Annotated in this window: 9 protein-coding genes; 7 read left to right on the forward strand and 2 right to left on the reverse strand. The window is 61.4% G+C overall.

All coding sequences use genetic code 11. From position 1 onward, the window contains the following. Positions 1-9 precede the first annotated feature (9 nt). Positions 10-1,599 (forward strand): nitrogen regulation protein NR(I), encoded by a 1,590-nt coding sequence (gene ntrC / locus VJ698_RS08400; protein WP_324102291.1) that lies wholly within the window; start codon positions 10-12, stop codon positions 1,597-1,599. A gap of 244 nt (positions 1,600-1,843) precedes the next feature. Here ntrC and VJ698_RS08405 read toward each other — a convergent pair whose 3' ends face one another. Then, a complete protein-coding gene (locus tag VJ698_RS08405; protein ID WP_324102292.1) occupies positions 1,844-2,032 on the reverse strand; it encodes a DUF1289 domain-containing protein in 189 nt (62 codons plus the stop codon). A 55-nt stretch (positions 2,033-2,087) separates the two neighbouring features. Next, positions 2,088-3,707: a propionate catabolism operon regulatory protein PrpR gene (gene prpR / locus VJ698_RS08410; RefSeq protein ID WP_324102293.1), complete on the reverse strand. Its 1,620-nt coding sequence runs from the start codon at positions 3,705-3,707 to the stop codon at positions 2,088-2,090. Between the two features lie 208 nt (positions 3,708-3,915). Here prpR and prpB point away from each other — a divergent pair, with 208 nt between their 5' ends. From prpB to VJ698_RS08440, 6 genes are all read left to right on the forward strand, one after another. Then, on the forward strand, positions 3,916-4,806 hold the full coding sequence (gene prpB, locus VJ698_RS08415; RefSeq protein ID WP_324102294.1) for a methylisocitrate lyase: 891 nt from the start codon (positions 3,916-3,918) through the stop codon (positions 4,804-4,806). A gap of 15 nt (positions 4,807-4,821) precedes the next feature. After that, the gene (gene prpC / locus VJ698_RS08420; RefSeq protein ID WP_324102295.1) at positions 4,822-5,979 is read left to right on the forward strand and encodes a bifunctional 2-methylcitrate synthase/citrate synthase; all 1,158 of its coding nucleotides are present in this window, start codon (positions 4,822-4,824) and stop codon (positions 5,977-5,979) included. Positions 5,980-6,212: 233 nt separating this feature from the next. After that, positions 6,213-8,807, forward strand: coding sequence for a Fe/S-dependent 2-methylisocitrate dehydratase AcnD (gene acnD / locus VJ698_RS08425; RefSeq protein WP_324102296.1), 2,595 nt, complete (start codon positions 6,213-6,215; stop codon positions 8,805-8,807). Between the two features lie 166 nt (positions 8,808-8,973). Next, entirely contained in the window at positions 8,974-10,164 is a 1,191-nt protein-coding gene (gene prpF / locus VJ698_RS08430; protein ID WP_324102297.1) for a 2-methylaconitate cis-trans isomerase PrpF, read from the forward strand. A 57-nt stretch (positions 10,165-10,221) separates the two neighbouring features. Continuing rightward, positions 10,222-11,664 carry a bifunctional 2-methylcitrate dehydratase/aconitate hydratase gene (locus VJ698_RS08435; RefSeq protein WP_324102298.1) on the forward strand — a complete coding sequence of 481 codons (1,443 nt, stop codon included), beginning with the start codon at positions 10,222-10,224 and terminating at the stop codon, positions 11,662-11,664. A gap of 161 nt (positions 11,665-11,825) precedes the next feature. After that, positions 11,826-13,715, forward strand: coding sequence for a propionate--CoA ligase (locus VJ698_RS08440; RefSeq protein WP_324102299.1), 1,890 nt, complete (start codon positions 11,826-11,828; stop codon positions 13,713-13,715). The last annotated feature ends 568 nt before the right edge of the window (positions 13,716-14,283 follow it).

Here is a 14,283-nt window from a genome sequence, read left to right on the forward strand (position 1 = left end):
TGAACACATATGAAGCCAATCTGGATTGTTGACGACGATGAATCGATTCGCTGGGTGCTCGAAAAGGCGCTCGCCCGCGAAAACCTCGCCACCAGGAGTTTTTCCAGCGCACGAGAGGCGATGAATGCTCTCCAGACCAGCGATCCGCAGGTGCTTGTTTCCGATATCCGCATGCCCGGCGAATCCGGCCTCGAATTGCTGCAGGCCGCGAAGGCGAAGCATCCCGGCCTGCCGGTCATCGTCATCACCGCATTCTCCGACCTGGACTCGGCGGTCGCCGCGTTCCAGGGCGGCGCGTTCGAGTATCTTGCCAAGCCCTTCGATATCGACAAGGCGGTGGAGCTGATCCGGCGCGCGCTGGACGAAAGCCTGCGCGAATCTAATGTCGAACAGGCCGCTGCCGAGACGCCGGAAATCCTCGGCCAGGCGCCGGCCATGCAGGACGTATTCCGTGCCATCGGCCGCCTGTCGCAATCCAACGTGACCGTACTCATCACGGGCGAGTCGGGCACCGGCAAGGAACTGGTGGCGCGCGCGCTGCACAAGCACAGTCCGCGCGCTGCGCAGCCGTATATCGCCTTGAACACGGCTGCGATTCCCAAGGACTTGCTGGAATCCGAACTGTTCGGCCATGAACGCGGCGCCTTCACCGGCGCGCAGGCGACGCGCCGCGGCCGATTCGAGCAGGCTGAAGGCGGCACGCTGTTCCTTGACGAAATCGGCGACATGCCATTCGACCTCCAGACGCGCCTGCTGCGGGTACTGTCGGACGGGCATTTCTATCGCGTCGGCGGACATCAACCGCTGAAGGCGAATGTGCGCGTGATCGCCGCCACGCATCAGAACCTCGAGCATCGCGTGAAGGAAGGCTTGTTCCGCGAGGACTTGTATCACCGCCTGAACGTGATCCGCCTGCGCCTGCCCAGCCTGCGCGAGCGGCGCGAAGACATTCCGCTGCTGACACGCCATTTCCTGACGCAGAGCGCCAAGCAACTCGGCGTCGAGGCCAAGCGCATGTCGGATGCCGCCATGCATTTCCTCGCCAGTCTGGATTTTCCCGGCAACGTGCGGCAGCTTGAAAACCTGTGCAACTGGATTACTGTGATGGCGCCCGGTCAGGCGGTGGAGGTCAAGGACCTGCCGCCCGAGCTGACGCGCGGGCAAGAGTTCATTCCGCCTGCTGCCACGAACGCGCCGGCTCAGGCTTCCGCCCCGCAGCCGATCAGCCAACCACAGATGTTTCTTTCGCAGCCGGAGGCCTCCGGCCTGCAGACGGCAATCACCGGTGCTGCAGTGCTGGTGCCGCCCTTGCACGCGACCGGAAACGGCAACGGAATGGGCAACGGAATGGGCAACGGAATGGGTGACAAGGCGAGCTGGGTTGCCTTGCTCGAGACGGAAGCCGCGCAAATGCTCGCGGCCGGTCAGCCGGAAGTGATGGATGCACTGGGCCGGCAGTTTGAATCAGCCCTGATCAAGACCGCACTGAAGCACACGCACGGTCGCAAGAACGATGCCGCAATCCGCCTCGGCATCGGCCGCAATACCATCACGCGCAAGATCCATGAGCTCGGGATCGACGGGGCGAAGGACGAGTGATTCTTGACTGAGGCACTAAAGCGTTTGCCCACGGAAAACACGGAAGACACGGAAAATTTTTGTGTCTCTTTTTGTCTACTGTGGACAAATGATTCTCGCGGATGATGTCTTGCGTTACACCTCGGATATGCTGCATGCGGCCCAAGGCGGCCACAAAAGGCACAAGAATTTTTCGTGTTTTTCGTGTGTTCCGTGGACAAAAATTCTTGCGTTGCGAACGCTCAACCGTGTGTCAAGCCCACCCTCAGGACTGCCTGCGCGGATAGCCTTCCGCGGTGATCCTCGCCCATATGCGTTCCTTTTCCTCTTCGGACATGAACACCCAGTTGGCTACTTCGGCGACCGTGCGTCCGCAGCCGCGGCACACGTCGTCGAAGGTGGTGGTGCAGACCGCGACGCAGGGCGTGTCGGGACGGGAGGAATTCTGTGTCATGGCAAGGTCGCTACGGAAACTTCGGACATGCAATGATAGGGCAAATCGGAGGCCGTCATGTCGGCGCTGCCGGATCGCCCTTGCTTAGTTTTCGCCATAAGGTGGTGCGACTGATGCCGAGATATTTTGCTGCCGCTTCGCGGTTGCCGTTGAAGCGCGCGAGGACTTCCTCGATGGATTCCGATGCCAACGCGACGACCGGTTGGAGCGAGGGGGGCTGTTCCACTGTCTTGCCCAGTTCCGGCGCCGCTTTCATCATGAAACTCGGCGAGAGCGCCTGCAGCGGTTCCGCGGCGAGGAACAAGGCGAGCCGCTCCATCAGGTTGCGCAGCTCGCGCACATTGCCCGGCCAGGCATAGCTGGACAAGAGCGCTGCGCAGGCGGTGATCTCCGCATGCAGGTTCGCATGCGGCCGCGCGCCGAGCGAAGCGAGTGCATTCTTCAATCCCCATTCAGCCAACTGAACCAGGTCTTCCTTGCGCTCGCGCAGGGGTGGCAGGGTCAGGCGCAATACGCCGAGGCGATAGAACAGGTCGGCGCGGAAACGGCCGTCCTTCACGCGCTGGTCGAGATCGCAGTGCGTGGCGCTGATGATGCGCACGTTGACGGGAACGGGCCGGGTGCCGCCCACGCGCACCACTTCGCGTTCCTCCAGCACGCGCAGCAGGCGCGTCTGCAACTGCAATGGCATCTCGCCGATTTCATCGAGGAACAAGGTGCCGCGATTGGCTGCTTCGAACAGGCCGGCATGGCCGCCGCGCCGCGAGCCGGTGAACGCGCCTTCCTCGTAGCCGAACAGTTCGGATTCCAGCAGCGACTCGGCCACTGCACCGCAGTTGATTGCCACGAAAGGCTGGCGCGCGCGCTGGCTTTCACGGTGGATGGCCTGTGCTGCGAGTTCCTTGCCGGTGCCGGTTTCACCCTGGATCAGCACGGTGGCGGGGGATTTCGCGAACAGTTCGATCGAGTGGCGCGCCGCCTGCATCGCCGGCGAATCCCCGCGCAGATCATTCAGGCCATGCTTGGCGCGCAGCGTGTCGGACACTGGCTGGTTGCGGCTGCGCCCGGACTCCAGCTGAGTGAAGCGCGCGATTTCGAGCGCGTCCTCGAAGGCTTGCCGGATCGACGCTGCCGAATAGACGAAGATTCCGGCAAGTCCCGCTTCCTGCGCCAGGTCTGTAACGAGGCCGGCACCGACGATGGCCCGGATTCCGCTCGCCCTGAGTTCGTTGATCTGCGCGCGCGCATCTTCTTCGGTCGTGTAGGTGCGCTGTGCGATCTTCAGGCCGAAGGTGGCCTGGAAATCGGCCAGCTCGGGCATGGTTTCCTGATACGTGACAAGGCCAATTTCCGGCGAGATCTTGCGCGCGCGGGCAAGTGCCTGCAGCACGTCGAAGCCGCTGGCCTTGGCGATCACCACCGGCAGGGATAGCCGGCTCTTCAGGTAGGCGGCGTTGGAACCGGCGGCGATGACGGCGTCGCAACGCTCGGTTTCGAGGCGCTCGCGGATGTGGCGCACTGCATCTTCAAAGCCATGATGGATGGGCTCGATGATGGCGCGGTCGTCGTATTCCAGCGTGATGTCGCGGAACAGGTCGGACAGGCGCGAGATCGAGACAGTCCAGATGACTGGTTTGTCAGGCAGGTCAGACGTGGGGCGGGGTGGGAGTCTCATGTTTCATGAACGTTTCAACGTTTCAAGTGTAACACAGTATGAAACAATTCCGAAAAATTGATCCAGGATAAGTCTCCGCATAAGCCATTGAAAAAACGTGTTTTTCCCGGCCATGGGAAAAGCGCTAAAGCACAGTTACCTGATGGCACGCCGATTGCAATAGGGGACGCAGCTTCTCTGACTGAAACAGTTCCCACAAGGTGAAGAAATGACAATCCATTCCGCAGGTGCCGCCTTCCGCAAGGCGGTCAAAGAAGAATCCCCGCTGCAAGTCGTTGGAGCAATCAATGCCAATCATGCATTGCTGGCAAAACGCGCCGGTTACCGTGCAATCTACCTGTCCGGCGGCGGCGTTGCGGCCGGCTCGCTCGGCCTGCCCGACCTCGGCATTTCCAGTCTCGATGACGTGCTGACCGATGTGCGCCGCATCACCGACGTATGCGATCTGCCGCTGCTGGTCGACGTCGACACCGGCTTCGGTTCCTCCGCGTTCAACGTGGCGCGCACCGTGAAGTCGATGATCAAGTTCGGCGCCGCCGCGATCCACATCGAAGACCAGGTCGGCGCGAAGCGTTGCGGCCATCGTCCGAACAAGGAAATCGTGAGCAAGCAGGAAATGGTGGACCGCATCAAGGCCGCCGTCGATGCGCGCACCGATGAAAACTTCGTCATCATGGCCCGCACCGATGCGCTCGCCGTCGAAGGCCTGGAAGCCGCGATCGACCGCGCGCAGGCCTGCGTCGAAGCCGGCGCCGACATGATCTTCCCGGAAGCGATCACGCAGCTCGACATGTACAAGACCTTCGCCAATGCGGTGAAGGTGCCGATCCTCGCGAACATCACCGAGTTCGGCGCAACGCCGCTCTATACCGTCGAAGAGCTGAAGGGCGTGGACGTCGGCCTGGTGCTGTATCCGCTGTCGGCCTTCCGCGCGATGAACAAGGCTGCGGAAAACGTCTACACCGCGATCCGCCGCGACGGCACGCAGAAGAACGTGGTCGACACCATGCAGACCCGCATGGAACTGTACGATCGCATCAACTACCACGATTTCGAACAAAAACTCGATGCGCTGTTTGCGCAACAAAAGGCTAAGTGACCACCTGGAGGCTATATGAGCGAACAACAAATTACGACCGGACCGAAACCCAAGAAATCCGTGGCGCTGTCGGGCGTCACCGCGGGCAACACCGCGCTGTGCACCGTCGGCAGGACAGGTAACGACCTGCACTACCGAGGCTACGACATCCTCGACGTTGCCGAGGCGTGCGAATTCGAAGAAATCGCCCACCTGCTGGTGCATGGCAAGCTGCCGACGGCTTCCGAGCTGAAGGCCTACAAGGCCAAGCTGAAGTCGCTGCGCGGCCTGCCGGCCAACGTCAAGGCCGTGCTGGAATGGCTGCCTGCTTCGTCGCATCCGATGGACGTGATGCGTTCCGGCGTGTCCGCGCTGGGTTGCGTGCTGCCGGAAAAAGATGACCACAACACGCCGGGCGCGCGCGACATCGCCGACCGCCTGATGGCCTCGCTGGGTTCCATGCTGCTGTACTGGTACCACTACAGCCACAACGGCAACCGTATCGACGTCGAGACCGACGATGATTCCATCGGTGGCCACTTCCTGCACCTGCTGCACGGCAAAGAACCGTCGGAACTGTGGGTCAAGGCGATGCATACCTCGCTGATCCTCTACGCAGAGCACGAATTCAACGCTTCCACTTTCACCGGCCGTGTTATCGCCGGCACGGGCTCGGACATGTTCTCGGCCATCACCGGTGCGATCGGCGCGCTGCGCGGTCCGAAGCATGGCGGCGCGAACGAAGTCGCCTTCGAAATCCAGAAGCGCTACGACAATCCGGACGAGGCGGAAGCCGACATCCGCCGCCGCGTGGAGAACAAGGAAGTCGTGATCGGCTTCGGTCACCCGGTGTACACCGTGTCCGACCCGCGCAACAAGGTCATCAAGGAAGTCGCGCGCAACCTGTCGAAGGATGCCGGTTCGATGAAGATGTTCGACATCGCCGAGCGCCTCGAAAGCGTGATGTGGGACATCAAGAAGATGTTCCCGAACCTCGACTGGTTCTCCGCCGTGTCCTATCACATGATGGGCGTGCCGACCGCGATGTTCACGCCGCTGTTCGTGATCTCGCGTACTTCCGGCTGGGCTGCGCACATCATCGAGCAGCGCATCGACAACAAGATCATCCGCCCGAGCGCCAACTATGTCGGTCCGGAAGATCTGAAGTTTGTGCCGATCAACAAGCGCAAGTAACATCGTCGACATAATGCTACTGCGCACCCCAAGGACAGGCCTGCGATGCTCACCGTACATCGCGTACGGCTCCGCTTCTCGGCCAGCCCTTGGGTCGCTCGCGACGCATTCTGTTCGACGCTGAAAACCGTAGCGGCAGAAACAGGGCGCGCGCAGCGCACCCTGCGCATTCTGTGGAAAAAGCGGTGCGCATGGCGCACCCACTTCGACTCATCTTTTTCACTATCGATCCCATGAACACCGCATACCGCAAACCCCTTCCTGGCACCAAACTGGACTACTTCGATGCCCGCGCCGCGGTCGAGGCCATCCAGCCCGGCGCCTGGGAAAAACTGCCTTATACCTCCCGCGTGCATGCCGAGAACCTGGTGCGCCGTTGCGAGCCAGCAATCCTCACTGACTGCCTGAAGCAGCTCATCGAGGTCAAGCGCGAGCGCGACTTCCCCTGGTTCCCTGCACGCGTCGTCTGCCATGACATTCTCGGCCAGACTGCGCTGGTCGACCTCGCCGGCCTGCGTGACGCCATCGCCGACAAGGGTGGTGACCCGGCGCTGGTGAATCCGGTCGTGCCGGTGCAATTGATCGTCGACCACTCGCTGGCAGTGGAATGTGGCGGTTTTGATCCGGACGCCTTTACCAAGAACCGCGCAATCGAGGATCGCCGCAACGAAGACCGCTTCCACTTCATCGACTGGACCAAGCAAGCGTTCAAGAACGTCGATGTGATCCCCGCAGGCAACGGCATCATGCACCAGATCAACCTGGAGAAGATGTCGCCGGTGATCCATGCGATCGATGGCCTGGCTTACCCTGACACCTGCGTCGGCACCGACAGCCATACGCCGCATGTTGATGCGCTGGGCGTGATCGCCGTGGGCGTGGGCGGCCTCGAAGCCGAAAACGTCATGCTGGGTCGTGCGTCCTGGATGCGCCTGCCGGAGATCGTCGGCGTTGAGCTCACTGGCAAGCGCCAGCCCGGCATCACCGCCACCGACATCGTGCTGGCGCTCACCGAATTCCTGCGCAAGTCGAAGGTGGTCGGTGCTTACCTTGAGTTCTACGGCGAAGGCGCTTCCTCGCTGACGCTGGGCGACCGCGCTACCATTTCCAACATGGCGCCGGAGTATGGCGCCACCGCAGCACTGTTCTCGATCGACCAGCAGACGCTCGATTACCTGACGCTCACCGGCCGCTCCGCGGAGCAGGTGAAGCTGGTCGAGACCTATGCAAAGCAGGCAGGGCTGTGGTCCGATACGCTGAAGAACGCGCAGTACGAGCGCGTGCTGAAGTTTGACCTGTCGGCTGTCGTGCGCAACATGGCCGGTCCGTCCAACCCGCACGCACGTGTGGCAACGAGCGATCTCGCATCGAAGGGCATTGCCGGCAAATGGGAAGAAGTTCCCGGCCAGATGCCGGACGGCGCGGTCATCATCGCGGCCATTACGAGCTGCACCAATACCTCCAATCCGCGCAACGTGATCGCCGCCGCGCTGCTGGCGCGCAATGCAAACCGCTTCGGCCTGACCCGCAAGCCGTGGGTGAAGACCTCGCTCGCGCCCGGTTCGAAGGCGGTGGAACTCTACCTGGAAGATGCCGGTCTGAAGTCGGAACTTGAAAAGCTCGGCTTTGGCATCGTGGCCTTCGCCTGCACGACCTGTAACGGCATGTCCGGCGCGCTCGATCCGAAGATCCAGCAGGAGATCATCGACCGCGACCTGTACGCCACCGCTGTCCTGTCGGGCAACCGCAACTTCGACGGCCGCATCCACCCGTACGCGAAGCAGGCGTTCCTCGCATCGCCGCCGCTGGTCGTGGCTTACGCGATCGCAGGCACGGTGCGCTTCGACATCGAGCGCGATTCCTTCGGCACCGACAAGAACGGCAAACCGATCACCTTGAAGGACCTGTGGCCGACGGATGAAGAGATCGATGCCATCGTCAAGGCCAGCGTGAAGCCGGAGATGTTCAACAAGGTCTACGTGCCGATGTTCGACCAGCGCACCGGTACGACTGCGTCGGTGAGCCCGTTGTACAACTGGCGCCCGATGTCGACCTACATTCGTCGCCCGCCGTACTGGGAAGGCGCGCTGGCCGGCGAGCGTACGCTGAAGGGCATGCGTCCGCTGGCGGTGCTGCCGGATAACATCACGACGGACCACCTGTCGCCGTCCAACGCCATCCTCGCGGCTTCCGCAGCCGGTGAATACCTTGCCAAGATGGGTCTGCCGGAAGAGGACTTCAATTCGTATGCGACGCACCGCGGCGACCATCTCACCGCGCAACGCGCAACCTTCGCCAACCCGACCTTGAAGAACGAGATGGCTGTGGTCGACGGACAGATGAAGCAGGGCTCGCTGGCACGCGTGGAACCGGAAGGCAAGGTCATGCGCATGTGGGAAGCGATCGAGACCTACATGGAGCGCAAGCAGCCGCTGTGCATCATCGCTGGCGCTGACTACGGTCAGGGTTCATCACGCGACTGGGCGGCCAAGGGCGTGCGTCTCGCAGGTGTGGAAGCGATCGTTGCGGAAGGTTTCGAGCGCATCCATCGCACCAACCTGATCGGCATGGGCGTGCTGCCGTTGGAGTTCAAGTCGGGCGTGAACCGCAAGACCTTGAACATCGACGGTACCGAAACCTATGACGTAGTGGGCGAGCGCAAGCCGCGCGCCGATCTCACGCTCGTGATCCATCGCAAGAACGGCGAGCGCGTCGAAGTGCCGGTGACCTGCCGTCTCGATACCGCGGAAGAAGTATCGATCTACGAAGCGGGCGGCGTGCTGCAGCGCTTTGCGCAGGACTTCATCGAGTCGGCGAAGGCAGCGTAAGTAGCAATACGTGCAGGGCTCCTTCCCCCTTTGGAGGGGGAAGGTCGGGATGGGGGGAGTGGTTGAGCCGATTCTATCTGTAGCACGACCACTCTACCCCCACCCTGGCCCTCTCCCCGCAAGGGGGAGGGAAACGGCAAGCACATAGAATTCAGGAAAGACATCCATGGCCCACGTACCCCAAATCAGAATCCCCGCCACCTATATTCGAGGCGGCACCAGCAAAGGCGTGTTCTTCCGCCTGCAAGATTTGCCCGAAACCGCGCAAGTCCCGGGCGCGGCGCGGGATGCGCTGCTGATGCGCGTCATCGGCAGCCCCGATCCCTACGGCAAGCAGATCGATGGCATGGGTGGCGCGACCTCCAGCACCAGCAAGACGGTCATCGTCTCGAAGAGCAGCAAGCCGGATCATGACGTTGATTACCTGTTCGGCCAGGTGTCGATCGACAAGGCCTTCGTCGACTGGAGCGGCAACTGCGGCAATCTGTCTGCCGCCGTCGGCCCCTTTGCCATCAGCACCGGCCTGGTCGATATTGCGCGCATTCCGAAGGACGGCATGGCCACTATCCGCATCTGGCAGGCCAACATCGGCAAGACCATCATTGCGCATGTGCCGATGACGAACGGCAGCGTGCAGGAAACCGGCGACTTCGAGCTCGACGGCGTGACTTTCCCCGCCGCCGAAGTACAGCTGGAATTCATGGACCCGGCTGCCGAGGAAGAAGGTGCGGGCGGATCCATGTTCCCCACCGGGAACCTGGTCGATGACCTTGAAGTGCCCGGCGTCGGCACGTTCAAGGCGACGATGATCAACGCCGGCATTCCGACCATCTTCGTGAATGCGGAAGCGATCGGCTATACCGGCACGGAGTTGCAGGATGCCATCAATGGCGACGCCAAGGCACTCGCCATGTTCGAAACGATCCGCGCCTTTGGTGCGCTGCGCATGGGCCTCATCAAGAATGTCGATGAAGCCGCCAAGCGCCAGCATACGCCGAAGGTGGCCTTCGTCGCGAAGCCTGTCGACTATGTCGCCTCGAGCGGCAAGCAGGTCAAGGCAAGCGACATCGACCTGCTGGTTCGGGCGCTGTCCATGGGCAAGCTGCACCATGCAATGATGGGCACGGCAGCCGTGGCCATCGGAACGGCCGCCGCGATTCCGGGCACGTTGGTGAATCTCGCTGCCGGTGGCGGCGAGCGCAATGCGGTGCGTTTCGGCCATCCCTCGGGTACGCTGCGCGTCGGCGCAGAAGCCAGCAAAGTCAACGGTGAATGGACCGTGACCAAGGCCATCATGAGCCGCAGCGCACGGGTATTGATGGAAGGATGGGTGCGCGTTCCAGGCGATTCCTTCTGAGGAACAAGGTCGCCAGCGGCGGGTCATATTGACATGGAGACAGCCGGGTCATTCGACATGAAAACAGCCAAACGCCCTGACTGGGACAAGGTCCTGGTCGATATCGTTGATTACGTGCAGGGCTACGAGATCACATCGCCGCTCGCCTATGAAACAGCGCGCAACTGCCTGATCGACACGCTGGGCTGCGGTCTCGAAGCGCTCGAATACCCGGCCTGCACCAAGCTGCTCGGGCCCATCGTGCAGGGCACGATCGTACCGAACGGCGCCAGGGTGCCGGGCACGCAGTTCCAGCTCGACCCGGTACAGGCTGCATTCAACATTGGCGCCATGATCCGCTGGCTGGATTTCAACGATACCTGGCTGGCAGCAGAATGGGGCCATCCTTCGGACAATCTCGGAGGCATTCTCGCAGCCGCTGACTGGCTGTCGCGCAACGCGGTGGCTGCCGGCAAGAAACCGCTGACCATGAAGGATGTGCTGACCGGCATGATCAAGGCCCATGAAATCCAGGGCTGCATCGCGCTCGAAAATTCCTTCAACAAAGTCGGCATCGATCATGTCGTGCTGGTAAAGGTGGCATCGACCGCGGTTGTCGCGCAGATGCTCGGGCTGTCGGGCGAAGAGATGCTCAATGCGGTGTCGCTCGCTTGGGTCGATGGCCAGTCGCTGCGCACGTATCGCCATGCGCCGAACACCGGCTCGCGCAAATCATGGGCCGCAGGCGATGCGACCTCGCGTGCAGTGCGTCTCGCCCTGATGGCAAGGACCGGCGAAATGGGCTATCCCTCAGTGCTGACGGCGAAGACCTGGGGCTTCTACGATGTGCTGTTCAAGGGGCAGCCCTTCAAGTTCCAGCGTGACTACGCCAGCTACGTGATGGAAAACATTCTGTTCAAGATTTCCTTCCCGGCGGAGTTCCATGCACAGACCGCAGTGGAAGCGGCGATGACCTTGCATGAACAGTTGACGCAGGCAGGGCGGCAGGTCGATGACATCGCGAAGATCACGATCCGCACGCACGAGGCCTGCATCCGCATCATCGACAAGCAAGGCCCCTTGAGCAATCCGGCTGATCGCGACCACTGCATTCAGTACATGGTGGCGGTGCCGCTGATCTTTGGGCACCTGACCGCTGCCGACTACGAAGATGAAGTCGCCGCTGACGCACGCATCGATACCCTGCGCGCGAAGATCGTTTGCGTGGAAGATCCGGCCTTTACTAAGGATTATCACGATCCGGACAAGCGTTCCATCGCGAATGCGCTGACCGTCGAATTCAGGGACGGCACGACGATGAAGGAAGTCGTCGTCGAATATCCCATCGGCCATGCACGCCGCCGCAAAGAAGGTATTCCGCTGCTGGAAGAAAAATTCAGGATAAACCTGGCGCGGCGCTTTCCTGCAAGGCAGCAAACGATGATTCTCGATGTATCGCTCGACCAGCAAAGACTGGAGGCGATGCCGGTGCACGAGTACGTCGATCTCTACGTGATCTGATCGGCGATCATGGTTCGGGAAACACGCGCATCGACATTCTTGTCCTTGCGCTTTTTTTGAGGTTTTTTCATTGGAGCGTAAGTGCTCAGTAAGTCGCAGTACGCATACTAAAACTATCCTGTGCCGGAAAAAGCGGCATGGACCCACTGACTGGAGGAGCTATGAACTTCGCGGATTTCTACAAGCAATCGGTCGATAACCCGGAGGCATTCTGGGGCAACGAGGCGAAGCTGATCGACTGGAACGAGCCGTACAAGCAGGTGCTTGATCATTCCCGTCCGCCGTTCACGAAATGGTTTGTCGGCGGCATGACCAATCTTTGCTACAACGCGGTTGACCGCTGGGTCGAGAAGCAGGGCGACAAGCCTGCGCTGATTGCGATTTCGACCGAGACGAACAGCGAGAAGGTCTATTCGTTCCGGGACCTGCAGGACGAAGTCACGCGCGCCGCAGCGATGATGCAATCGCTCGGCGTCGGCAAAGGCGACCGCGTCCTGATCTACATGCCGATGATTGCCGAAGCCGCGTTCGCGATGCTGGCTTGCGCGCGCATCGGTGCAATCCATTCAGTGGTGTTTGGCGGCTTCGCATCGAACAGCCTTGCCACCCGCATCGACGATGCGAAACCGAAGCTGATCGTGTCCGCCGATGCCGGATCGCGCGGCGGCAAGGCCGTGCCCTACAAGCCCTTGCTGGATGAGGCGATCAAGCTCGCGGAGCACAAGCCCGCCCATGTGCTGCTGGTGAACCGCGGCCTGGTGCCGATGTCGACAGTCGAAGGGCGCGATGTCGATTACGCGACGCTGCGTGAGCAGAACCTGCGCGCGCAAGTGCCGGTGACATGGCTGGAGTCGAACGAACCTTCCTACATCCTCTACACCTCGGGCACGACAGGCAAGCCGAAGGGCGTGCAGCGCGACGTGGGCGGCTATGCCGTCGCGCTGGCTTCATCGATGAAGCACATTTTCTGCGGCAACGCGGGTGAAACCTATTTTTCCACTTCCGACATCGGTTGGGTGGTGGGCCATTCCTACATCGTGTACGGCCCGCTGCTCGCCGGCATGGCGACCGTCATGTATGAGGGCTTGCCGATCCGCCCGGATGCGGGCATCTGGTGGAGCATCGTCGAGAAATACAAGGTGACGCGCATGTTCTCGGCGCCGACCGCAGTGCGCGTGCTGAAGAAGCAGCCGGCCGAGTTCATGAAGAAATACGACCTGTCCTCGCTCAAGGCGCTGTATCTTGCCGGCGAGCCGCTGGATGAAACGACATCGGAGTGGATCTCGTCCGAGCTGGGCGTGCCGATCATCGATAACTACTGGCAGACCGAGACCGGCTGGCCGATCCTGTCCATCGCCAAGGGCGTGGAAGACAAGCCGACGCGCCTGGGCAGCCCCGGCGTGCCGATGTTTGGCTACAAGGTCAAGCTGCTCAATGAAACGACCGGCGAGCTGTGCGGTGCCAATGAGAAAGGCGTGGTAGTGATCGACGGCCCGCTGCCGCCCGGCTGCATGCAGACGGTGTACGGCGACGACGAGCGCTTCGTGAAGACGTACTGGGCGAATTTCAAGGAGCAGGTGTACTCGACTTTCGACTGGGGCATTCGTGACGAGGACGGTTACTACTTCATCCTCGGCCGCACCGACGACGTGATCAACGTCGCGGGCCATCGCCTCGGCACGCGCGAGATCGAGGAAAGCATTTCCAGCCATCCGAATGTGTCCGAGGTTGCGGTGGTGGGCGTCGAGGACAAGCTCAAGGGGCAGGTCGCCGTCGCGTTTGCCATTCTGAAGGATGCGACGCCGGCCGCGACGCCTGAAGGGCGCAAGGCGCTGGAAGCGGAAGTCATGGGCGTGGTCGACAAGCAGCTCGGTGCTGTGGCACGCCCGGCGCGCGTGCACTTCGTCACGCTGTTGCCGAAGACACGTTCTGGCAAGCTGCTGCGGCGATCGATCCAGGCCATCTGTGAAGGACGCGATCCGGGCGATCTCACCACGATCGAAGATCCAAGCTCGCTGCAACAGGTCAAGGCTGCAGTCACCGAGGCTTGAACCATGCTGTAACGCATCGCATCACGCCGTGCCGGGTGGTATTCTCCGGCACGGCGTCCCTTCCCTGATGCAATATGGGCGGCATGCTTGCCGCCCATCATTCCCGCTGCCGTCCTTCCGCTGCCGTCCTTTCTGCAAAGTGCCTGTCGGCACAGCACGTATCGTGATACCCAAAACTATCCACACTGCGCTTGCGCAAGATCCTGCGCGGCATCTTCCCGCCCATGCATGAATGCGGGGAACATCCATTGGCTTTGTCCGTCGAAGTTGATTGACACCTACACAATGCCAACACCGCCGCATGCCTCCGTGCTCATCGTCTGTCACATTCGGTATCGCGTGCTGTGAAGATAAGTGTCTCATGCATGTCGCCTGACCGTCCGGCGGTTTGTCGGCGAGCAGGGGATGCCATGTCATCCGTATGCGTTTTGCCGCAACGGATTGTGCACAGCTGCAACGGCAGGGAGCGTGATACCAGTTTATGGAGACAATGTGCCAGGCGGGAATGCAACTACAGCAAGCCTTTCGTACTCTTCATCACACGCTGACACTGCGCCTGGCGGGATGT

The sequence above is a fragment of the Noviherbaspirillum sp. genome (genome assembly GCF_035254685.1).
Classification (GTDB): Bacteria; Pseudomonadota; Gammaproteobacteria; order Burkholderiales; family Burkholderiaceae_D; genus Noviherbaspirillum.